The 23,648-nt window shown below is 51.5% G+C and carries 20 protein-coding genes; 9 read left to right on the forward strand and 11 right to left on the reverse strand.

Translation table 11 applies throughout. The annotated features are described in order from the left end of the window. Positions 1-100 precede the first annotated feature (100 nt). Positions 101-1,939 carry a molecular chaperone HtpG gene (htpG, locus tag IPN95_32340; GenBank protein ID MBK9454005.1) on the reverse strand — a complete coding sequence of 613 codons (1,839 nt, stop codon included), beginning with the start codon at positions 1,937-1,939 and terminating at the stop codon, positions 101-103. 379 nt (positions 1,940-2,318) lie between these two features. Here htpG and IPN95_32345 point away from each other — a divergent pair, with 379 nt between their 5' ends. Further along, positions 2,319-2,849, forward strand: a complete 531-nt coding sequence (locus IPN95_32345) for a hypothetical protein (protein ID MBK9454006.1) — start codon at positions 2,319-2,321, stop codon at positions 2,847-2,849. Positions 2,850-3,113: 264 nt separating this feature from the next. Then, positions 3,114-4,661: a hypothetical protein gene (locus IPN95_32350; GenBank protein ID MBK9454007.1), complete on the forward strand. Its 1,548-nt coding sequence runs from the start codon at positions 3,114-3,116 to the stop codon at positions 4,659-4,661. 391 nt (positions 4,662-5,052) lie between these two features. Here the strand turns inward: IPN95_32350 and IPN95_32355 are convergent, their stop codons facing one another. After that, complete coding sequence (locus tag IPN95_32355) at positions 5,053-5,358, reverse strand: hypothetical protein (GenBank protein MBK9454008.1); 306 nt, start codon at positions 5,356-5,358, stop codon at positions 5,053-5,055. Positions 5,359-5,656: 298 nt separating this feature from the next. Between IPN95_32355 and IPN95_32360 the strand changes: the two genes are divergently transcribed. Beyond that, the gene (locus tag IPN95_32360; GenBank protein ID MBK9454009.1) at positions 5,657-7,393 is read left to right on the forward strand and encodes a DUF4397 domain-containing protein; all 1,737 of its coding nucleotides are present in this window, start codon (positions 5,657-5,659) and stop codon (positions 7,391-7,393) included. Between the two features lie 90 nt (positions 7,394-7,483). Here the strand turns inward: IPN95_32360 and IPN95_32365 are convergent, their stop codons facing one another. The 5 genes from IPN95_32365 to IPN95_32385 form a co-directional block, all read right to left on the reverse strand. Further along, positions 7,484-8,587: a T9SS type A sorting domain-containing protein gene (locus IPN95_32365; GenBank protein MBK9454010.1), complete on the reverse strand. Its 1,104-nt coding sequence runs from the start codon at positions 8,585-8,587 to the stop codon at positions 7,484-7,486. A 63-nt stretch (positions 8,588-8,650) separates the two neighbouring features. Continuing rightward, positions 8,651-10,216, reverse strand: a complete 1,566-nt coding sequence (locus IPN95_32370; GenBank protein MBK9454011.1) for a hypothetical protein — start codon at positions 10,214-10,216, stop codon at positions 8,651-8,653. A 128-nt stretch (positions 10,217-10,344) separates the two neighbouring features. After that, entirely contained in the window at positions 10,345-12,000 is a 1,656-nt protein-coding gene (groL, locus tag IPN95_32375; protein MBK9454012.1) for a chaperonin GroEL, read from the reverse strand. A gap of 62 nt (positions 12,001-12,062) precedes the next feature. Continuing rightward, complete coding sequence (locus tag IPN95_32380; GenBank protein ID MBK9454013.1) at positions 12,063-12,338, reverse strand: co-chaperone GroES; 276 nt, start codon at positions 12,336-12,338, stop codon at positions 12,063-12,065. A 651-nt stretch (positions 12,339-12,989) separates the two neighbouring features. Then, positions 12,990-14,258 (reverse strand): glutamyl-tRNA reductase, encoded by a 1,269-nt coding sequence (locus IPN95_32385; protein ID MBK9454014.1) that lies wholly within the window; start codon positions 14,256-14,258, stop codon positions 12,990-12,992. Positions 14,259-14,467: 209 nt separating this feature from the next. Here IPN95_32385 and IPN95_32390 point away from each other — a divergent pair, with 209 nt between their 5' ends. From IPN95_32390 to IPN95_32415, 6 genes are all read left to right on the forward strand, one after another. Beyond that, positions 14,468-15,643 carry a HAMP domain-containing histidine kinase gene (locus tag IPN95_32390; GenBank protein ID MBK9454015.1) on the forward strand — a complete coding sequence of 392 codons (1,176 nt, stop codon included), beginning with the start codon at positions 14,468-14,470 and terminating at the stop codon, positions 15,641-15,643. 179 nt (positions 15,644-15,822) lie between these two features. Beyond that, positions 15,823-16,950 (forward strand): hypothetical protein, encoded by a 1,128-nt coding sequence (locus tag IPN95_32395; protein MBK9454016.1) that lies wholly within the window; start codon positions 15,823-15,825, stop codon positions 16,948-16,950. A gap of 141 nt (positions 16,951-17,091) precedes the next feature. Then, entirely contained in the window at positions 17,092-18,297 is a 1,206-nt protein-coding gene (locus IPN95_32400) for a hypothetical protein (protein MBK9454017.1), read from the forward strand. 64 nt (positions 18,298-18,361) lie between these two features. Beyond that, positions 18,362-18,778, forward strand: a complete 417-nt coding sequence (gene ruvX, locus IPN95_32405) for a Holliday junction resolvase RuvX (GenBank protein ID MBK9454018.1) — start codon at positions 18,362-18,364, stop codon at positions 18,776-18,778. Further along, entirely contained in the window at positions 18,775-19,350 is a 576-nt protein-coding gene (gene def, locus IPN95_32410; GenBank protein MBK9454019.1) for a peptide deformylase, read from the forward strand. The genes ruvX and def overlap by 4 nt, the downstream gene beginning before the upstream one ends. An 86-nt stretch (positions 19,351-19,436) precedes the next feature. After that, the gene (locus IPN95_32415; GenBank protein MBK9454020.1) at positions 19,437-19,679 is read left to right on the forward strand and encodes a hypothetical protein; all 243 of its coding nucleotides are present in this window, start codon (positions 19,437-19,439) and stop codon (positions 19,677-19,679) included. 253 nt (positions 19,680-19,932) lie between these two features. Here IPN95_32415 and IPN95_32420 read toward each other — a convergent pair whose 3' ends face one another. The 4 genes from IPN95_32420 to IPN95_32435 are packed head-to-tail and all read right to left on the reverse strand — an operon-like array spanning position 19,933 to position 23,625. Then, positions 19,933-21,768, reverse strand: a complete 1,836-nt coding sequence (locus IPN95_32420; GenBank protein ID MBK9454021.1) for a hypothetical protein — start codon at positions 21,766-21,768, stop codon at positions 19,933-19,935. 53 nt (positions 21,769-21,821) lie between these two features. Further along, entirely contained in the window at positions 21,822-22,286 is a 465-nt protein-coding gene (locus IPN95_32425; protein ID MBK9454022.1) for a hypothetical protein, read from the reverse strand. Further along, the gene (locus tag IPN95_32430) at positions 22,283-22,435 is read right to left on the reverse strand and encodes a hypothetical protein (GenBank protein MBK9454023.1); all 153 of its coding nucleotides are present in this window, start codon (positions 22,433-22,435) and stop codon (positions 22,283-22,285) included. Before IPN95_32430 ends, IPN95_32425 begins: the two co-directional genes overlap by 4 nt. Next, positions 22,432-23,625: a hypothetical protein gene (locus IPN95_32435; protein ID MBK9454024.1), complete on the reverse strand. Its 1,194-nt coding sequence runs from the start codon at positions 23,623-23,625 to the stop codon at positions 22,432-22,434. The genes IPN95_32430 and IPN95_32435 overlap by 4 nt, the downstream gene beginning before the upstream one ends. Positions 23,626-23,648: the final 23 nt, after the last annotated feature.

Below are 23,648 nucleotides of genomic sequence, written 5' to 3' on the forward strand. Positions count from 1 at the left end.
TGATGCGCCTTGATCTTATTTTCGCAAGCCGGAGGCTTGCTGCAGCGTCAGCGTTCGGCCGGAGGCCGCCGCTTCAATGTGAGGCCGCCGCTTCGACAAATTACTTCCCTACCAAGCTCACGCTTCTTGCGATGAAATCGGTCAGTTCCTTGCCGCTGAGCAGGCCTTGGCTGAGCCTTGCGAGGTCGAGCAGTTGCCTTGCCATTCCTTCCTGGGCCTCGACATTGCCTTCGGTCATGATGTGCGTGGCCAATTCATGGCTGCTGTTCACGACGACCTCGACCATGTCGCGGTTAAATTGGGCGCCCATGCCGCCGAGCATCGCTTGCTCGCGCATCCGGCGGAAAAACTCGGGACGAACCAATACGACCGGCATTTCGTCTGCGCCGAGCGCCTGCGCACGCACGGTCATCGCGTCTTCGCCTGCGACCTTTTTGTAGAGTTCGACGATCGCGGTCGATTGCTCCTCCGTGAGGTTGCTCACTTCGGTCACGTCCTTGGCGATCAGCTTGTCGATCGCGTCGCTGTCCACCCGTTTCCAGGTGCTCTTCTCCATCTTCCGCTCAATGAAACCGATGAAGTGCGAATCAATCAGCGCGGCCATGTGCAACACGTCATAACCCTTTTTCTGCGCGGATTGGATGAAGCTGTCTTGATGATCGACGTCGCTTGCATACAGATAGACGATATTTCCGTCCTTGTCCGTCTGATTCGCGGCGATCTTTTCCTTGTATTCTTTCAGCGTAAAGTGCTCGCCGGCCACGTTTTTGAGCAGGGCAAATTCCTCGGCCTTGTCATAAAACTTCTCGTCGCTGAGCATGCCGTATTTGGCAAACACCTCGATGTCTTTCCACTTCTCGACAAATTTCTCGCGGTCTTCGTTGAAGATTTCCTTGAGTTTGTCTGCGACCTTCTTGCTGATGTAAGTGCTGATCTTCCGCACGTTGGCGTCGGTCTGCAAGTAGCTGCGGCTCACGTTCAGCGGAATGTCAGGGCTGTCGATCACGCCTTGCAAAAGGCCCAAATAATCAGGCACAATGTTCTCGACATTGTCCGTAATAAACACCTGACGCGAATACAGGTGAATGCGGTCACGCTTCAATTCGCCCTCGTTGCGAAGCTTGGGGAAAAAGAGGATGCCGGTGAGGTCAAACGGATAATCGACATTCAGGTGAATCCAAAACAGCGGCTCCTCGGCATAGGGATACAATGCGCTGAAGAACTCCAAATACTGCTCGTCGGTGATTTCCGCAGGCTTTTTCTTCCAGAGCGGCTCGGTTTTGTTGATGACTTCGCCGTCAAATTCGACCGTGATGGGCAGGAATTTGCAGTATTTGTTGAGAATCGTTTGGATGCGTGCCTTGTCCAGAAACTCCTCGCTGTCTTCGGCGATGTGCAGGATGATGTCCGTGCCACGCTCCTTGCGGTCGCTTTTGTCGAGGGTGTAGGTTGTCGAACCGTCGCAGGTCCAGTGAACGGCACCCGTATTCTTTTTGTAGCTGCGCGTTACGATTTCGACTTGACCCGCCACCATGAAGGCAGAGTAAAAGCCCAAGCCAAATTGGCCGATGATCGTGTCACGTTTGTCTTTGAGGTCCGTGAATTTCTTGACGAATTCCTCGGCGCCGGAAAATGCGACTTGATTGATGTATTTACGCACCTCGTCGGCGCTCATGCCGAGGCCATTGTCCTTGATCGTGATGGTTTTGGCATCCACGTCGAGTTCGACGGTGACTTTCAGATCGCCAAGTTCATCCTTGTATTGGCCGATGTCGGCCAAGTGCTTGATCTTCTGCGAAGCATTCACAGCATTGGAAACCAACTCGCGGATGAAAATCTCGTGGTCGCTGTAGAGCGACTTCTTGATAATGGGGAAAATATTCTCCGTGTGAACGGAAATCGAACCTGTTTCGATTTGTGGGTCAACTACTTCAGCCATAATTTATCAGTATTTCTAGGTGAAATGATATTCTGCAGGAGCAAGGAGAAAAAATGGTGCCAAGGGGCACATGCCTGCCATTTTGACAGGAAAGTTTTGAACAGGTTGTAGGAATGCTTGATTGTAAGGCACGATGGGAATCCTTGATACAATAAATGGACGCTGAGCGACCTATGCGAAAACCCTCATTTCTACATTCTAGCGATAGCAAAGTGAAAGGAATTCATAGGCTTCCAAAGCAAATTGGCTGCGAAAAGTAGGCAAAGAATAAGACTTAATGTACGCATACAAAAGACCGAAAACCTCCAATTGAAAACCCAAACCGTCTTGTCAAAAATCCAATATTTCCTGCTGCAATATTGCAAGACATATTTGCTTCATGATAAAAATAAGAACATCCATTTCGCTAGTTTTATCCGTCTTGCTGATTCTATCGTGCAACGACAAAAGCGGGTCTTCGACAATTGGTGAATCGATCACCAAAGCCTCGGTTGTTACCTCCGTAGAAAACCATCTCCGCATGAAGATCAACGGTGCGGAATGGGTGGCAGATCACGGTATTTTTGGAGCGTTCCACCCCAAAGGCTACAGCAAGGCCATCATCATAGGTGGCTCCAAGGGTCCCAAAAACGAGAGCGAGCAGGTCTTCGACATCAATATTTACAACACAGAAGGCCCGGGTACTTATAATTTCCAAGACGGCAATCCCGAGCTCAGCGTGGCGCAAATGGCCAATTGGAGCACAGAAACCTTCCTTTGTGGCAGTATGATGGGCCATAATATGCGCGTAAATGTGAGCAAAGCCAGCACCAATCCTGCTGTCATCGAGGCTACCTTTGATGGCGACCTGACCTGCAATTCTGGAGAGGTTTTCCATCTAACGGATGGTACATTTTATTACCACGAATAAGCATTAAAAGAAAGAATTCCACCATCCTTTGGCGGCTCATATTGGGTGTGTCACCACCACCTTTTTATGTACAACTTATGTTCAATTAAAATCAACTTCTATGAAACTGTCAAGAATCATTAAAACGGGCATGGTGACGATGTGTCTCCTCATGGCCACATCCTTAATTTTAGCTCAAACGACGGGTAGCACAACCAGCGGCCTCAGCGTTGTCAAAAAGGGCATTTGGCCACAAAAACCTGCTCAGTTTGTTGGGAAAATCCGATGCCTGCCAATGTTACTGAACGCCAATGGGTTCGCCAAGCCATCGCCGACACTTGGGAGAAATTCTCGGCCTTCCGTTTCACGGGCTGGGGCACATGCACTCCGTTGCAGAGCGGCATCCGCATCTTGATTGACCCTGCAGCCGGCCCCCACTGCAAAGACCACGGTACTTATATCGATGGCTTGGTGAATGGCATGGTGCTCAATTTTGACTGGGGTGGCTGCGGAGGTTCCACACACAAGGAGTGCGTTACATACGTTGCAGTACACGAGTTTGGCCATGCATTGGGCTTTGCGCATGAGCAAAACAGGGCCGATGCGCCAAAGCAATGCCGCGAAGAGATGGCGCAGTCCAGCCCGGGCGACTGGAACCTGACGACCTATGACGAGTTTTCCGTTATGAACTACTGCAATCCCAAGTGGAACAACGGTGGCGTACTCAGCGCCACCGACGTTGCAGGCGTGCAAAGGCTCTATGGTGCCAACGACTTTGAAGACCTCGGCGGCCAGATTTTGGGCGAACCCACGGCCGTTTCCATGTATTCGGGGCGGCTCGATGTCTTCGCCGTTGGCGTGGGCGGAGCCGCGTACCACAAGTACTACGGCGACGGGCAATGGCACGAATACGAATCATTGGGAGGCGATTTCAGTCTTGCTCCTGGCATTTTTGGTGCTGCGTTCCCGCTCACTACCGTCTCTTGGGGCAAGAACCACCTCGATGTATATGGTCGCGGTACCGACGGAGCTGTCTACCAGAAATGGTGGAACGAGGCCACAAGCCAATGGGTGGGATGGAACAACCTTGGTGGCGCCATTGTGGGGGCTCCTGTTGCCGTCTGCTGGGGGCCAGGCCGTGTGGACCTTTTTGGCATCGGAACCGATGGTGCCGTTTGGCACAACCCATGGGATGCCAATCTCAATGACCAAAAGTGGGGCGGCTGGGAATCGCTTGGAGGGAAGTTCAAACTTGGAACGGTGGCCGTGGTTTCTCAAGCCCCAGGCAAGCTTGACATCGTGGGTATCGGCATGGACGATGGCATGTACCACAAGGCTTGGCACAACGGTTGGTCCGAATGGAAACCCCTCGGCGGCAAGTTCATCCAAACACCTACGATGGTGAGTGCAGGGGACGGCTACCTTGATATTTTCGGCACCGGCGCTGACAAGGCCTTGTACCACAAACGGTTCATCAATGGCGGATTTTCCAATGGGTGGGACAGGCTTGGCGGGATTTGTGAAGGGCGACCATCTGCTGTGAGCCTTGGGTTGGAGCATTGCACCGTGCTTGTCAAAGGATTGGACGGCGGCCTCTACGAAAACCGCTGGAACCACATAAGCCACCGTTTCGACGGCTTTAACCGCCTTGGCGGGGTGCTCACGGACTCACCCGTTGCCGTGGGTGAAGGGGTGAACATCCATGTGTTGATGCGGGCACCGAAAAACGAAATGCTGCACTTCGGTTGGCGTGACCCGCATCCCAATCCCGCTGTAGAGAGGTTGATGGAAAGCGTCGATGTCGGTTCAGTGAAGATTCAGAAGCGTTTCTAATCCAAACGAGGCGTAATCACCGCAGGGCGACGATCATGTTTGTCTTTTAAGACACACCATCGTCGCCCTGTGGCTGTTTTGCCTACAATCCCTCGTCGCAGACCTCCCTTTGCAGAAAATGTCCATGACAGCCTGATCGGATCGATCCGCGGAAGACCGTAAATCATGCCTCAGCCCATGAAGGCTGGCGTTTTGGCTGTAAGCAACCAAGTCACCGTCGCGATCATCATTGCCGGGACGACAATCGTCCATTGCCAGACACCCTTGGGCTTGGCGTAAACCATCCACACCGCGAGTAGCAAAATTTGTTCGAAGGCCAGCCATCCCGGGTGAAGGGGCAACCATTGCACACAAACGAGATATCTCTTCCGGCAACAGGTAACGCAGAAATTCATTGGACAGGATTGATTTCATCGATCACCGTGGAGTCGCCGATGTTCACATACAATTCATTTCCTGCGGGATGCAGGGCAAAGGCATTCACATTCATGGGACCTGATGACCACTGTCGTTTGCTGGATTTGGAATCCCAAAGGCTCAGACCACGTTTGTCATTGCCCAAAACGAGCGCTCGACTGCCGGACAGGAACCATGCGCCAGTGAACCTATTACCTTCATCGGTGAATTGGGCGGTCTGCGTCCAGCGCTTCGTCTCCCAAACCGTGATGTCTCCGCTATCGACGATTGCTACCAACAATGCCCAACAAAATAAGACAGGTGGAATGACGTTCTATTTTGCACAAAGCTAGGGTATCGCATGCAGTATCAGCAATCCCGATACCCAAGTATTTCCGCTGGCAGGCTCGAATCCTACTCACGTGACTGCTCGTCGTGATCCCGAGACGATTCATTTCCCTGAAAAAATTAGTAATTGATTCACAGGAAATTATACATTTTGTTTAACTTTTTCATACAACAGTTAAACAAATAAAATCCCATGATAGTCTTACTGTCATCTGGATCAGATTCCAGCACATTCAAAAATATATCTCTGTATGAATATCAAAAAAACATTTTTGACGCTCCTTGCTATTGCCTTTTCTTTCGGAATCATTTCTGCACAGACGGCTCGTCTTCAGGTGATTCACAACTCTGCCGATGCCGCCGCAAGTACCGTGGACATCTGGCTTACCGTCGGGATGATGCCATCCACGAAATTGATCGATGACTTGCAATTCCGTAACGCATCCGCCTTCATTGATGCCCCTGCAGGCGTCGCCTTGAAGGTTGGTGTTGCGCCAGCAAACTCCATGATGGTGACCGACACCATCAAAAACTTCAATTTGACATTGACAACAGGTGCCACCTACGTTGCCGTTGCAAACGGTATCGTGAGTGCAAGCGGTTATGCTCCAGCACCAGCCTTTGGTCTTGACATTTACGCGATGGGCCGTGAAGCTGCCACAATGGGCACCAATACCGACGTGCTTGTTTGCCATGGTTCGACAGATGCCCCGACAGTGGACGTCGTCGAAGTTGGTGCCGGCGCGGGTCTATTGGTAGACAATGCCTCCTACAATGACTTTGCTGGCTATCTTCAGTTGCCAACTGCTGATTATTCTATCCAAGTGCGCACCGGAGAAGGCAACACGACTGTCGCACAGTACGATGCACCGCTTGCCACATTGGGCTTGAATGGCGCTGCAGCTGTCGTCGTTGCTTCCGGATTCTTGAATCCAGCCAACAACAGCAATGGTCCAGCCTTTGGTCTGTATGTCGCATTGCCAACAGGAGGCGCCTTGGTCGCCTTGCCTTCGGCCCCCATCTCTACCGCCCGTGTACAGGTGATCCACAATTCCGCAGACCTTGCAGCCGCCACGGTAGACGTATGGCTCGACAATACCTTGTTACTGGACAACTTCGCATTCCGCACTGCCTCCCCATTTATTGATGCCCCGGCAGGATCGGCTTTCGACATCCGCATCCAAGGCCCTACATCGACCGACACACTGAATCCGATTGCCAAGTTTACCTACACGTTGACTGGCGGCGAAAAATACATCTTGGTCGCCAATGGCATTGTGTCCGCAACCGGCTACAGCCCAGCAACAGCTTTCGATATCTTGGTGAAAAGCGGTGCCAAAGAGAAGGCCACCACGCCAGGCAATGTCGATGTTCTCGTATTGCACGGTGCAACCGACGCTCCAGCAGTGGATGTTGTGGAAACAGGCGTAGGAGCAGGTATCTTGGTGCCCAACGCGACTTACAGCAACTTCTACGGCTACCTTGACTTGGGAACGGCTGATTATGCTCTGAGCATCAATGCAGCAGGAACGTCGACAACTGTAGCAACTTACCAAGCACCTTTGGCGACACTGGGCTTGGCAAACGAGGCTTTCACTGTGCTAGCATCCGGATTCCTCAGCCCATCGAGCAACAGCAACGGTCCCGCATTTGGCCTCTGGGTGGCACTTGCTGCTGGCGGAAACTTGGTCGAATTGCCCTTGCTTACGGGTGTAGAAGAACTTGCTAGCAATGTTATCGGCAAAACTTATCCAAATCCTGCAACCGACGTCGTTCATGTTCAATACTCCTTGAAGACGCCTGCGGTCATCGCATTGAAAGTGCGTGACTTGAGCGGTCGTGAATTGATGACGGAAAATCTCGGAATTCAATCCGTTGGCGGTCACGAAATGGACGTCAATGTAAGCACCTTGCCAGCAGGCTCCTATCTGCTGGAACTGAGCGGAGACCAACAGCGTTTGGTCCAGAAAATCAGCGTGGTGCGCTAAGAATCATAGAGGGTGATTGGTTTTTGAGGATGGCTCACGTGCATGCACGTGGGCCATTTCTCTTTTCTAGGATTCGACGCGACCCAATTCTTATTCCTTCACGAACTTCACCGCAACATCGATCCCCGCCTCGGGTGCTTGCAGCTTCACCAAATATATACCTGCGCTGATTTCGATTCCCGCCAATAAAACATGGTGCCTGCCGGCGGGCATGTTTTCGGAAAGAAGCGAATGGACAATACGCCCTTGAAGGTCCGTGATTTGGAGTTCAGTGGCTGAAGGATTCCTGAGCTCAAAACTGATCACACTTTTCGAAGAAACCGGATTTGGATAAACCGTCAATGCATCCGAAACCTCATTCGGAGAATCAATGCCCACCACGGGACCAAATCCAATGAAAGTCACCGGCCCATTCCCATTGGGAATTCCCAAGGTATCAATGCCTTTTGCATAGCAGATATCTGCAGGATTGTTGATGCCGGGGGCGGTGATCGTGACGGCAGCTCCCACAAAATTGGTATCGTAACGGCTGATGCGGATCGGCGACCACGACGAAATGTAATAATGTCCCAAACCATCGTCGTCAATTCCGTCGATTTTGCCGACGCCCGTAGTGGTCACCGTGGTCACCGCAAATCCGTTGAGGTCCACCGCTTTGATGGGCGCATTGGAGGTATTCCAATTGGTGAACAAGAGGCGTTGGTGAAGGCTGTCATAAATAATTCCGTTGGGAGTCGTTACCGTTGCACTGACAATCTCCGTCACAGCTGGAAATGAAAGACTTGCAACATTGATTTCGAAGATTTTTTTGTTGCTGAAACAGGTGGCGTAGAGCCGGTCCACCCCGTCATTGGTCAATCCGTTGAGAAATGCTGAGCCCGGAACGGTTACCTGCATCACCTCCAATTCGGTCGTAAGGTCATAGCCGTAGATTTTGGTTCCTTCGCAGGTGAATAGGGTATTTCCAAGAATTTCCATGCCATGCGAAGCCTTCAACCCTGTTCCAAAATAGCTCACAACCGCATTGGAGTCCCGCTGAATGATACTTGTGCCATTGTCGGAAGTGAACCAGCGTTTGCCGGCGTAGTCATATTCGACGCTTTCACCTCGGAAGACGGGTTGGGCGAGGGTGAAGAGCGGTAGAATGCACACCAAAACGAATAGTCCAAGAATGTAGGAAGCAATTTTTTTCATCTGGTCCAGGCACCATTTTTTTGAGCCTTCTGCCGAAAGTTAGCAATTCCAGCTAGGTTCTCGTCAATCAAGTCCGAGCTCTTTTCCAAAGGAACGTTTACAGCTGTTGATATCGTCGCTGTAGGGCGCCATTTCAAGCCCTTTGGTTAGGCAAAGTTTGGCCATTTTGTAATCTGCCATTCTGATATACGATCTTACGGCGCAGGCATAAACCGATCCGATCACGTCTGACATGTCAATTCCTGGCTTAGCCAATTGCTGTTGCTCGAATCGCGTCAAAAACCGTTGACCAATTTCGCGTTCGTCCGCCTCAAATTTTGAACCGGCGATAGCCATTATGAGCACGAGATAGGTACTGTTGAAATTGTCCATGGCCTTGACGAAGGGATATTTAGCAGCAAATACATCCATGGAATCCAAACATGCGAGGTAGTCATTGTTTCGGGCGAACTGAAACACAAAGCTTGCCACCAAGCTGTTACGGACTTGACCATGCCACGGCTTCAATTGATACAACTGTTGTGCAATTCCGTAGGCACCGACTCGGTCAGAATTCCAAGATTTATCATACCGTTCGCCAAGCATGCGAAATTGGGCCTCGCGGTAGATCAAAGTATCTGATTGCATGGTACGCAAAACTGGCTCCAATTGATCCCAATCATCTTCGGAGTAATTTTGATTGACAAATTCCTCCAATTCGCTTCGCAGAATGGCGAATGCCTCCTTTGATCGGATCAGGTCAGAGCGGTATTGAACGATCAGCATGGCTACTTTCACACGGTCAATGCCTTTGATCTCCCCGAATGCCAGATCCATCAAATTCGCGATAAAAACCACCATTTCGTTCTGCTCACAGGGATACAAGAAAAGCGATTTCAGCGATTGTTGCCTTGCACGCGCCCATTCCCCTGCTTCCAAAGCTAGCAAGGCATCGTTTTTATAATGCAATCCGGCAAGCTGCTGAATTGTGATTTTTTCGTCTTTCAAATAGACATCCAGGAAGAGACTTGACGCTGACTTTTCCGCGATTTCCTGTTCGGAAGCAAGATCCGAAGCAATCAACGACCGTGCAATCGCCTTCTGTAACCTGTCACTCGGCATGAATACACCTTTTTTGGGATCCGTTGATTCGATGATGGTCGCTTCGGTCCCAGCGGTGAGGTAAACGTGGTTGGGACGCTCATACACTTGAAATTCAATTCCGAGCTTTTCCAGTACAAATGCATACAGGGCGGTTCCCGTGACACAATTATAAGTACCCGAATCAATCAGCGTGGGAAAATCTACAATGAACTGATATTTAAGCAGATACTTTTCATGAAGCACCTTCTGGAGGTACTCCAATTTCTTGCCCATCGTTTTTCTTTCTGCAATTGGATTCCGCACCTCAGCAACGATCCCCTCGATAAATTGCTTTGCATTCACAATTTGTTTCTGTTCCGTTCCTGGATCGATTACGACAAACAGGTCAACTGCTTGTTGACTTGCGTTGCCCAAGGATAGAAAGACTTCCTTTTCAACCGGATTTTCAAAAACGATGTCCGCAAGGTTGAGGGATTGGGCGTTTCCCCGACCAATTACAAGCATGAAAGTGATCGACAGGAGAATGGATTTGATTGTGTGAATCATAGGAATTGAATGGGTAAATGTTTTCCGAAAATATCAATTTTTTGTCCCAAACCAAAAATGATACCAACGCAACAGCGGCTTCCCTTTTGAGGAAGCCGCTGCCGTATTCACTTTTTTGAGGAGCAGGATTACATCATTCCACCCATGCCGCCCATTCCACCGCCGCCGCCGCCCATGGCAGGAGCGTTTTCTTCGGGCTCGTCGGTGATCACACACTCGGTGGTGAGGAGCAAGCCTGCGATGCTCGCAGCATTCTCCAGTGCCGAACGGGTCACTTTGGTTGGGTCGATGATACCGGAAGCGTAGAGGTTTTCGTATTCCTCGGTGCGGGCGTTGAAGCCGAAGTCACCTTCGCCTTCGAGCACTTTGGCGAGGATCACGCCTGGCTCGAGGCCGGCGTTGGAAACGATCTGACGCAGCGGCTCTTCCAAGCAGCGACGTACGATGCTCACGCCGACACCCACGTCACCCTTGAGGAGGTTGTCGTTGATGCCACCTTTGCCTGGGAGCAAGCTCTTGATCATCCGGACCAATGCTACGCCACCGCCAGGGACGATGCCTTCTTCGACGGCTGCGCGGGTTGCATGCAAAGCATCTTCCACACGGGCTTTCTTTTCCTTCATTTCCACCTCGGTAGCGGCACCGATGTAGAGGACTGCCACGCCACCTGCCAACTTGGCAAGGCGCTCTTGGAGTTTCTCCTTGTCGTAGTCGCTGGTGGTGTTTTCGATTTGGGTACGAATCTGGGCAATGCGTGCCTTGATTTCGTCGCTTTCGCCAGCACCGTTGACGATGGTGGTGTTGTCTTTGTCGACAGTGATCTTCTCAGCACGGCCGAGCATGTCGAGCGTCGTGCTGTCGAGGCGGTAGCCGCGCTCTTCGCTGATGACGGCGCCGCCGGTGAGGATGGCGATGTCTTCGAGCATGGCTTTGCGGCGGTCACCGAAACCTGGGGCTTTGACAGCGCAGATTTTGAGGGCACCACGGATTTTGTTCACGACGAGGGTTGCGAGGGCTTCGCCATCAACATCCTCGGCAATGATCAACAAAGGAGCACCTGTTTGAACGACTTTCTCCAGAATTGGCAGAAGGTCTTTCATCGAGCTGATTTTCTTGTCATAAATGAGCACGAATGGGCGGTCCATGTCGACTTCCATCGTGTCGGCGTTGGTCACGAAATAAGGTGACAAGTAGCCGCGGTCGAATTGCATACCTTCGACGGTGTCGAGGTAGGTTTCGAGGCCTTTGGCTTCTTCGACGGTAATGACACCGTCTTTGCCGACTTTTTCCATGGCCTGAGCGATCAACGCGCCGACTTCAGAGTCGTTGTTGGCAGAGATCGTTCCGACTTGTGCGATTTCTTTGCTGTCACCCACTGGACGGCTCAACTTCTTGAGGCCTTCGACAACCACTTTGACGGCTTCTTCGATGCCTTTTTTCAGTTCCATTGGATTGGAACCGGCGGTGACGTTTTTGAAACCTTCACGCACGATCGCTTGTGCCAACACGGTTGCCGTGGTGGTACCGTCTCCGGCGATATCATTGGTTTTGGAGGCGACTTCCTTCACGAGCTGTGCGCCCATGTTTTCGATCGGATCCTTCAATTCGATTTCTTTGGCGACGGTGACGCCGTCCTTGGTGATATTTGGAGCACCGAATTTCTTGTCGATCACGACGTTACGACCTTTTGGGCCGAGTGTGACTTTGACGGCATCTGCCAACGCATCAACACCTGCCTTCAATTTGGCACGGGCGTCTGAGCTGAAATTGATATTTTTTGCCATTTTCTTAATGTACAGCTAAATCTTGGTGAATTAGAAATTGGATGTTATTGTTGTCCAAGAGATTAGACCACAGCGAAAATATCGCTTTCCTTCATGATCAACACCTCTTTGCCGTCGATTTGAATCTCGGTGCCTGAGTATTTGCCATAAAGTACAGTGTCTCCGACTTTGACGGTGGTAGGCTCATCTTTTTTGCCTGGGCCTACTGCCAAAACGGTACCGCGATGAGGTTTTTCCTTAGCGGTGTCAGGAATGAAAAGTCCCGAAGCGGTTTTTTCCTCAGCTTCTGCTGGCTGAATGACCACGCGGTCTGCCAATGGGCGAATGTTGAGTGACATATTGGTAAATCCTCCTATTATTTTGATTTAAGAGTGTTTTAAAACTGATTGGCTCCAATCGAAAACTGTGCCACGGACAGATTTAGTGACAGATTTGCAGGTTGGGCTGAAGTTTTGTCAGGTGGGACTTGGAGTTTGGGGGGGAGTCCGGGGCGCCAACCAGTTCGTGGCTTGATGTCTATTCGATCTGGGTGCCCCCGAATTGCTTTGGAATCTTTGCCTGATCCTTCTTGACATTTCCTCCCCAGAAATTCCTTTGCCGTTGGCTATGTCATCCATTCCCTTCTTGAGACTTTCAAGGAGAGCCGCCCTACTTAGGGGGGTACCATCACGCTCGTATTCAACGATTTCCTCCAGGTAGCTTTGCTGGATCAAATTTACAACGTGCTCCAAGAGCTTACGATCCTCAAGCGTGGATAGCATCTCTACACCTTTTTTGCGAAGTGCCTTCGTGTCTTCTGTAATTTCAGCCATGGTACCAAATATAGACTTTCGGTAGCGAAATGTCAATCGTGAATGCGATTCAAATTCCCAGCAAAACGCTCAATCCAACGATCCATTTCCTAGCCCTGAATGTCTTCACCTCCTTCAATGGAGGAATTGGCCTTTTCCTTTATCTCAAATAAATTGTTGCAAGAAAAAATCGAAGGACTACCCCTTCACTCCTACCCGCTCCAAGTCAAACAGGTCGTTCAACAAGTCGATCAAAGTCTCTTGCTCGCCGCGTTTGCAGGCTGCTTTCAGTTGAAGCACAGGCAGTTTCATGATTTTATTCATCATGCCAGCGGTCGCTTTGTCGAGCAATTCCGCCTCGGACGGGCTTGCCGTCTTCAAATAGCGCACAAGCTCTTCCTGACGGATCTGTTCCAAGGCATCTTTGAGCTTCTGAATGGTCGGCGAAATGCTCAATTCGCGGCTCCAGTCGCCGAAGGCATGGATTTCATGGGCAATGATGTCCCTCACTTGGTGACTTGCCTCTTGCCTTTTGCGCAGCGTTTCGTCGGTTTTGGCCTTGATTTCGTCGAGGGTGTAGACGACGATTCCGGCTTGATGCTCCAAAGCGGGTTCAATGCAACGCGGAACGCCGAGATCAATGAGAAAATGCTGGGCAAATCCGCCGTCATGGTCAAGCATGCCCGACGTCAACACCGGCTCCGGTGAAGCTACGGCAGCAATCAACACATTAAACTGATGTGCCACCGCGGCCAAATTTTCATAAGGAATGCATTCAAAACCAAGCTCTTGCGCCAATGCCTCAGATTTACCCAAGCTGCGGTTCATCACGGCAATGCGCGTGAAGTTCCCACCAGCCAAGTTGCGGGCGACGTCATCACCCATTTCGCCAAGGCCGACCACCAACACACTCGGACGAGGAAGCATGACAACCAAATCCTTGGCCAATTGAGCGGCTGCATAACTCACGGAGGCAGCACCGTCACGGTAGGCAGTCTCCTGCTGCACGCGTTTATTGGCATGAAAAATTGTGTGCAAAAGTCTGTGCAAAACCGGCCCGGCAAGTTTCAATTCGGCAGCTCGCGAATAAGCCTGTTTGACTTGGTTGCTGATCTGAATGTCGCCCAAAACCTGCGAACGCAGGCCCATCGCCACTTCAAACAAGTGGGTCACCGCCAACGCATTGTCATCGATCAGATGAAAATACTGACGCCATTCCAAAAGATTAAATTGCCCTTGCTCATGCAGCAGCAACGTGAGTACGGAATCCAAATGCTCCGAATCGCCCACGAAATAGACCTCTGTACGGTTGCAAGTGCTGAGTACAAACACCTCCTCCAAGCCCAAAACCTCATGAATGCGTTGCGAAACCGATGCACAAGACTCCGCCGTCAGATGCATTTGCTCCCGCTTGTCAAGGGAGGCGTTTTCGTAGGAGATACTAATTGCTTTGAAAGAGAACTGCATAGCACGCTTCGATCACAAAAATTGCGGTGAACTTCACCAAGAATCCTTATTATTGGACGCTGCGCAAATATAGGAGCCTAACACTTGATTGCTTTCAAAATTGAGTATTATCAGGCGACATTGCGACATTTCTTTTGCATTGAATTGCTGATCAGCGACTTGTAGTTTTACAACATGTACTTAAAAAAGCTGACATTCGTCAGGATTTCATGAACCGGTCTACCCGACAGCTGGTCATATTCGCATTGGTCGCGGTGGTCATCACGATCGGATCCCTGATTTACAGCAACCACCTCGCCCGGAAACTGCTGGACCAAGAAGTGCGGCGCATGGACCTCTATGCCAAGGCATTAGAATTTGTAGGCGACCTGGAATTGGATCCCGACAACTGCGAATTGGAGTGGGTCACGCAGAATATGATTCGCAGAAATGAGCAAATCCCAACGATTTTGGTCATGGATGGCGTGATCAGTTCGACCAACAACCTGCCCATCGATTCCACCCTGAACGAAGCCGACCGTAAAACCGCGGAGATGGCTTATTTGCAACGACTGCAACTTCGGGGCGAACCGGAACCGCTCGTGATCCCCTACTACGGCAAGGAATTGAAGATTTACTACGACGAATCTGAGCTCGTGAAACAGCTTCGCTGGTATCCTTATTTAATGTTGGTCGTGATCGTCGTTTTCATCTCCGTGGTATTTGGCAGCTATTTTATCGCCAAACGCAACGAACAGAACAAGGTCTGGGTCGGAATGGCCAAGGAAACCGCCCATCAATTGGGTACGCCCGTGTCGAGTTTGATGGCTTGGGTCGAATTGCTGGAACTCAACAGCGACGGCAATCCCGAGGACAAGGAATTGGTCGAGGAGTTGAAAAAGGACGTGAACCGCCTGCGCACCATTGCCGAACGCTTTTCCAAGATTGGTTCGGTTCCGGAATTGAATCCGACGAATCTGACAGCATTGCTCGACCGCAGTGCCGATTACCTGCGCAAGCGCATGCCAAAAAAGGTGGTTTTGCAGCTGACGAATGAAGTCGATCCCGATGCAGAGATTGAAGTCAACGAGGCCCTCTTCGAATGGGTGATCGAAAACTTGCTCAAAAATGCCCTCGACGCGATCAAAGACCAAGGTTTGATTACAATTCACGTCTCCAAACGCGGCAGTGAATACGTGATCGACGTTTCCGACACTGGCAAAGGCATTCCCAAGAGCCAATTCAAGGAAGTCTTCAAACCGGGATTCACCACCAAAAAACGCGGTTGGGGCCTGGGATTGAGCCTGAGCAAACGCGTGGTCGAGAACTACCACAAAGGCAAAATTTCGGTTTTGTCATCTGAATTGGGCAAGGGAACGACTTTCAGGGTGGTTTTGCCAGCTTGAATCCGTGCGCTGACTTTTTGCAGATTCTGCTTAGCTTTGATTGCATGTAAACTTTCAGTTTTCAAACTGCAACCTGATCAACGCTTATGAAATTCTCTGATCACCAGTTCAAGTACCCTACTCCCATTCCGCTGCTGCTATTTTTCCTTCTCCTAATGCAGCTTGGTTGTCGCGAAGCAATGCCAAAGTCCATTCCCAAACCTCCTGTGATTCAGTTTGACTATCTCATTACCCTGGACCCGGTGAACTGGCTCTGGCAAATCTCTACGAATCAAAACGATTCAACATTTCTGGCAATGTTGGAAGCTTCGGCAATTAAGGCAGTCAATCCCGATCAACATCCCCTTGTCGGACTGTCGGATTCAATCACGAAGGAACAATTCAAACTTTGGTTTGCCGATTTGGCAGTTGGTGCTGGAGCGGTTGTTCCCGATCAATTGCTCCGAAACGAATTCCACCGAGGCATCATTCAGCTGAAGCAATTGATCCTCAAACGTTTGAACAATGATGAATCTGAAGTTGTCTCGATTGAGGAAAACGAACTTGATCAAATCAAGTTGCGCATTCGTACGGTGGCTCCTGCGCACGTGAACACCACGCTTTTTTCACCCAAATCGCAGGTGGGTTTTTACGAAATGTATTCATATTCGGAGATGATTCCCATTCTGGACAAGCTCAAAAACATTTATCAAGGTGAAGGAGACTTTGGGCAAAAGAGTGACTTTCTTGACTTGTTGGAAGATTACGAAGCAGAAATGCATCCCGACCGAACGGCTCCGATGATCAATGAAGAGAGACCCGTCATCGGCTTTGTCTCACGGGACAATATTCCCCTCGTCGACAGCCTTTTGCACTCGCCCGATGCAAAAGCATTGATTCCCAACACGCTTCGATTCGCTTGGAACCAATATCCGTTGGAGGAATGGCCAGATTTGTTCCAACTTTTGGCACTCAAAACGAATTCCTTTGGCAAGCCGAGAGTGCCCGGAACAAATATCCGCTATGCACGACAAGATTTTGAACCATACTCCACGATGCCAATGGTTTCAATTGAAATGGACGAGGATGGCACAGCGGAATGGCGTCGCCTTACGAGGACCAGTATCGGACGAAATGTGGCCATTGTCGTGGATGGCATCGTCCTCACCTTTCCAACGATACAGGGAGAAATCAGTGCTGGTCGCGCACAGATCACGGGGTTATTTTCCCTTGATGAGGCCATTCAAATGGCCGCATCGATTCGCGCAGGTTCTTTTCCGGCCACGGTTTATACTTATTCCAAGGATTCAACAATTGAGCAGCGCTAGTCCATTTTCGGGCGCCTACACCTTTTAGACGCGCCGTTGGTGGATCATTTCAGGGGTTTCGGAGAAGTAGAATCGGATCAGAGAATACAAAGATGCGCTTCGATTCTGGCGAATGATCCCAAAGCCTTCTATTTTTACGCAATGAAACGCATCTTCAATGCCGCCTTCCAAAACCGAATCCTGATTTTGCTGATCATGCTTTTGGCAATGAGCACCTGCGGATATTCGGGGCCCAAGATGACCTACATTGTTGAAATGAATTTCGGGAGTTGGTTGATGCAGGAGGCAAACGATCCTTCGGATCCACAGCTCCAAGCGGTACTGTCAGAAACCAGCCGCATCGCCGCCACGGGCTCGGTGGACAAAATCGAAGCATTAGAGCAGGCGCTGCAACAAAAAAACATGGTTCGACAGGCGCGGTACTGGTTCTTTCAACCGGAAGAATTTGCCCCCAATTCCTCCGAAGACGATCTGTTCCGAGGCTTGCATGACAAGTGGAATGCCGCAAACGACAGGCTTGCCATGTTGTTGAAGGCGCGATTGGATGGATTTAACGACTATGACGCGGAGATCTTGATTGACCCGGTCACCAAACGGCTGCGCATTACCGTCAACAAAATCGGAGACCTCAAAACCGTCCGGAATTTGATCCAGGCAAATTCGGACCTCGGTTTTTACGCCACCTACGGCATCCGACAGATTGGCCCGACCTTCAGAAGTGCCTGCCAATCCTTGATCATGGCCGATACTTTGGTAGAATCACCAGACTTGGCGCAGTTGATCCACCTTGATCAGCAAATCGTGCAGAACAAATCAGCATTCGATGGGCGCGACGACGCCATGATCGGCATGGCGGCAGTTCAGGACACGTTCACAGTAGGTCGTCTTCTGGAAAAAATTCGCCCCAATAGCAGCCTGCCATCCGATCTGAAATGGGCTTGGTCTGCAAAACCGTTGGTAGGTCCAGACGATCCTGTTTTTGGACTCTATGCCTTGCGGACGGTAAAAGGAAAGCCCGAAATCAACGGCGAAGTCGTCACAAAGGCCTTCGTTTCCAGCAATTTGAACGAAAGTCCTGCTGTCCAGATCACGATGAATGGCGAAGGATCGGATCATTGGCTCAAAATGACCACGGTCAACCAAGGTCGCCAAATCGCGATGGTGATCGACGGGGCTGTGTATTCTGCACCTTATGTCCAAGAGCCGATCAGCGGTGGCAGTACCCAAATCACCGGCAACTTCACCAAGGAAGAAATCAAGGAATTGGCCGCCTTGCTGAATGCAGGAAATCTTCCGGGGCAAGCCGTAATCATCGGCGAGGAAGAAAAAAGTGAATCTGGCAAGTGATCGTTTGCAGGGTATCCACCGATCTCTATTGGGCGACTGAATCATTCCCTTCTATATTTGCACCATGGCACGTATCATCGGCATCGACTTTGGCATGAAACGCACGGGATTGGCTTGGACCGACCCTTTGCAGATCATTGCGACAGGTTTGGAGACCGTTGCCACTGACATTCTTGTGCCGCATCTTCAAACCTTGCTGAAAAAAGAGCAGGTAGAAAAAATTGTTTTGGGTCATCCGACAAGGCTCGACGGATCGGATACCGATACCACACAGCCCGTTTTGGCCTTGAAAAAGAAGCTTGAAGCTACGTTTCCGACGATTCCGGTCGTGCTTTGGGACGAACAGTTCAGCTCCAAAAAAGCCATGCGCGCCATGATTGATGGCGGCGTCTCCAAGAAGAACCGCCGTGACAAGGCCCTCATCGACAAAGTGAGCGCCACACTTATTCTCCAAGATTATCTCGCCACGAATTCATTATGATATACCCCATTGTTGCCTACGGGCATCCTGTGCTTCGCACCCGGGCGCAAGAGATCAATCCTGACCATCCCGGATTGCCCGAGATCATCGCCAACATGTACGAAACGATGTACAATGCCAAAGGTGTCGGTCTCGCAGCGCCACAAATCGGCAAGTCGATTCGGATCTTCATCGTTGATGGCAGCCCCATGGAAGGAATGCTCGAAGACGATCCGACCCCGATGGAAGGCTGGAAAAAGGTTTTTATCAACCCTGTCAAACTCAACGAACATGGCGAGGCTTGGGGTTATGACGAAGGTTGCTTGAGCATTCCCGACATCATCGAGGAAGTCTACCGGGAGGAACACGTTCATCTGCGGTACTTTGACGAAAATTTCGTGCAGCACGAAGCCACCTTTGGCGGACTTCAGGCACGTGTGATTCAACATGAGTACGATCACTTGGAAGGTGTACTTTTCACCGATTACTTACGTGGGCTCAAAAAGCAGTTGGTCAAGTCAAGACTGCTCAGAATCGCCCGTGGGAAGTATAGCACGTTCTATCCGATGACCTTTAGCTTAAAAAGCAAATAAATATTAAGTTTTCCTTGCTTTTGTGGAAAAAATAGCAGTCTTTTGGAAGCTGTTTTGCCTCAAGGGATTATAACTAAAGGTTTTTTATGAGCTTGAACGATCTCCACTCCAAAATTGTTGCTGCTAAAAACTTCCTAAACTCCGAAATGGTGCGTTTGCGTACCAACAACGATACCGTTTCTGCCATGGGTTACCGCGAGCTGGGCGACCGCCTCGACATGATTCATGAAATTGAGCGTATCGGAATCCGGAATTTGGGCGACCGCGACATGCGTCGCATTTCCCGTTTGATTGGTCAATTGGACCAATATTCTGGCTCTGCCAACTGATTCGGGAACGTTTTTTATGAAAAAGCAGGGGCCAAGCTCCTGCTTTTTTGTTTTCCGCCTCGTTCGATGAAACCACGACGCAAGGTAATCCACTCAAATATCCTTTGGAACCGCCATCCGCACCGGAGTTTGCGTGATCGGTTCGAGCACAGCCCTTATCCCATGCGACCGATCCTAAGGCTCTGCACGAAGAAAGCCGACCAAACGGCCGGCTTTCTTACTATCAATCAGTGGGTGTGGATTCAATCGTGCATCAACGTGGATCACAAACACGGCAATGGCGGCGCTTGTGGCGGATTTTGGTCTTTTCAACAACCCTCCAAGTATAGTATCCCTCCTGACGGCGCTCGGTACCATTGTCCCAAAGAATTCGCTCGGGCATCCAAACACGCTCTTCAACGATTCTCCAGTGCTTTTTCCCATTCTTGGAGTCCAAAATCACCACGCGACGATTGTCGGATGATGGGGTGAAGGACTCCAACTGATAGCTGCGGGAAACGAATGGATAGATCAAGGTAAACGAAACGCCGCTGTAACGACCGGTGTAGCACCATCCGACATTGTAGCTTGCTGGATAATAATACCCGTAGCCATAGTAGGAAGTGCAGTTGTCGTAATAGTTGGAGTTGTAGAAGTAGTTGGTGCTGGAACAACCGCCGCAGAAACCACCGTAGCTTGAGTGACCGCAGCCTGAGCCGGCATACCAAGTGTTGGTACAGCCATAGCCGCCGCCTACGTAGCCACCGCCGTAGTAGCCACCATAGCCGCCACTCGGGCCAGGATTGGTGCAACCGGTTCCAGTCCAACTGCCTTGCGGAGCTGGTCCGCCGTTGTGTCCATGGCCACCGCCATTGCCGCCGTGACCACCGCCGTTTCCACCATGACCACCACCGTGGTCAATAGGATCACCGGTCGGGCCGACACCGCCACCATGACCAATGGGACCGCTTCCGCCCGTTGGGCCAGCAGGATCGATCGGATCGCCGTTGCCAGGTCCAACAGGATTGCCGTGACCAATTGGGCCGCTTGGGCCGCCACCGCTCGTGTTGCAAGGACCGACGACACCTCCAATAGAAGTGTAATTCTGAACCATGTTTGCAGCAACGACAATGGTATGACCGTCGACACACATGTTCACGTATTGGCTTACGTTGCTGATGTTGCCCGGATCCTCTACCGGCTCATCATCACCGCCACCACTCGTGCCGTTGGTTCCCGCAGCACCTGAAAAGGTGTTGGGTTTGGGGGTATTGGGACGTGAATCATTTACTGCGGAAACGGTACCGCTGCTGAAAGTCTGTACCCTTGGATCGACAGTTTCGGTCTTAGGCTTTGGACCGGTATTTCCAGAGACAGTTGGCTGCCCAGACATTTCGTACCCCGTGATATAGGTTGGCCGACCATCTGATGCCGAGGCAGGGGAGACATTCGGTTTTGGATAGGTAGTCGTGCCGGGCTGTGACGATGGGCCGCCAAAGGTCGTTCTTGGACCGCTCCCGCTGGTCACAGGACGACTATCGTTGGTAGGACGATCGGTGTTGGACAAAGTAGAAGGATGGCTATAAGTCGGCTTCGGATCATTCCGCGGCTGGGTATAAGTCGGCTGCGAATAGGTCGGCTTCGGATCATTCCGCGGCTGCGAATAAGTCGGCTGCGAATAGGTCGGCTTCGGATCATTCCGCGGCTGACTGTAAGTCGGCTGCGAATAGGTCGGCTTTGGATCATTCCGCGGCTGACTGTAGGTCGGCTGCGAATAAGAAGGCTTCGGATCATTCCGCGGCTGACTATAAGTCGGCTGCGAATAAGAAGGCTTCGGATCATTCCGCGGCTGACTGTAGCTCGGCTGCGAATAGGTAGGTTTCGGATCATTCCGCGGCTGACTATGGGTCGGCTGCGAATAGGTAGGCTTTGGATCATTCCGCGGCTGCGTCGAGTGCGTGGCCTTTGGGGAAGAGGAAGCATTCGAAGGCTGCGAACCACCTTTGGATATGCCGCCAGAAGGTTGCGAAGGTCGACCACCTTGGCTCATTCCCAACTGAACAATGCAAAGCATTGCAAAAACGAGGAAAAAGGTATAAAAGCTTTTCATGACTTTAGAGAAAAAGGTTGAGAAAAAAGGAGGGCATTTGAAGTTCAATTGGATCAGAATCTCCTTGCCGGCGAAGCGCCTTGCAGATTTCCAGGCTGACTTACACGGGCTGCGGACTCTGGCCGGGCTGGGCTGTAGCTCGCCGCGTTTCCACGGCTTGGCTGCGCACCGCCATTGTAGGTCGGCTGCGTTGCTGGACGACTCATGTTGCCATTCATCGCTCCGCCACGGCTTGGCTGCGCACCGCCATTGTAGGTCGGCTGCGTGGTCGGACGACCAGTGTTGCCATTCATCGCTCCGCCACGGCTTGGCTGCGCACCGCCATTGTAGGTCGGCTGCGTGGTCGGACGACCAGTGTTGCCATTCATCGCTCCGCCACGGCTTGGCTGCGCCCCGCCATTGTAGGTCGGCTGCGTGGTCGGACGACCGGTGTTGCCATTCATCGCGCCGTTGTGGGTCGGCTGCGCACCGCCATTGTAGGATGGCTGCGTGGTCGGACGACCGGTGTTGCCATTCATCGCTCCGCCTGGGTCGGCTGCGCACCGCCATTGTAGGTCGGCTGCGTGGTTGGACGTCCGGTGTTGCCATTCATCGCGCCGTTTTGGGTCGGCTGCGCACCGCCATTGTAGGTCGGCTGCGTGGTCGGACGACCAGTGTTGCCATTCATCGCTCCGCCACGGCCGGCTGCGCCCCGCCATTGTAGGTCGGCTGCGTGGTCGGACGACCAGTGTTATTGTTCATCGCTCCGCCACGGCTCGGCTGCGCACCGCCATTGAAGGTCGGCTGCGTGGTCGGACGACCGGTGTTGCCATTCATCGCGCCGTTGTGGGTCGGCTGCGCACCACCATTGAAGGTTGGCTGGGTGGTCGGACGACCGGTGTTACCATTCATCGCGCCATTGTGGGTCGGCTGCGCACCTCCATTGAAGGTTGGCTGCGTGGTCGGACGACCGGTGTTGCCATTCATCGCGCCGTTGTGGGTCGGCGAAGTCGTCGGACGGTTGGAGACCAAGCTATAGGCAGGCGGAGTGGAAGGCTTACCAGCAGCCACAGCCGTTGGATTGAAGGCCCCATTGGGTGCCGGCCTGCTCGTAGGCTTGCTCGATCCATAGGAAGGAGCCGGTCCATTTTGGCCATTGCTGGCGAGCTCACCGACATGTCCTACAGGACGGCCTGCACCGGGTCCGAATCCGGGTCGGCCTCCTGCATTTGCTCCGGTAGGGCGTGCGCCGGTTTGGCTGCCTGCATTGTTACCAACCCTGCCACCATGTGCGCTGGTACGGTAACCGGTTCCATAGAAGCCACCATCGTAGTAGTCGCTCGTGTAACCGTCATTGTAATAGCCGCCATCTGAATAGGTATCACCATAGTAACCATTTTCTGCGTGGCCTCCGTAACCATTTGGATAGTAGGCGCCGTCAGCAAAATAGCCATCGGAATCATAGTAGCCGTCGGTGTAGTAACCCCCACCGACCCAATACCCGCCATCACTGTAGTATCCTTGATAGTAAGGCGTAGGTGAATAGCAATAGTTCACCACCTGTCCGCAGTGATAGTAGGAATAAGTTGTGCCATAGACCGGGCGGCGAACAACAGGCCTCCAAGCCCAATAGCCATCGTTCCAACGGCGGCATCCACCCCATCTCACCCATCCACCGGGAATCCAATAGGAAGTCTCGGAAATGAAGTAGCGGTAGGTTCCGCAATGGCTCATTTCCCATCTCACTCTGCTGGGGGCACAGTAAGATTGAGCAGCACCATAGTAAGCGTAACTGTTGCATCCCCATTGGGCGGCGGCATCCGAAGCTGCTGCACCCAAAAGGAAGAAGGTAATCATCATCAACAACAACTTTTTCATAATCGGCCTCCTTTAATTAATTT

The organism is Bacteroidota bacterium (assembly GCA_016718825.1).
Lineage (GTDB): Bacteria > Bacteroidota > Bacteroidia > J057 > JADKCL01 > JADKCL01.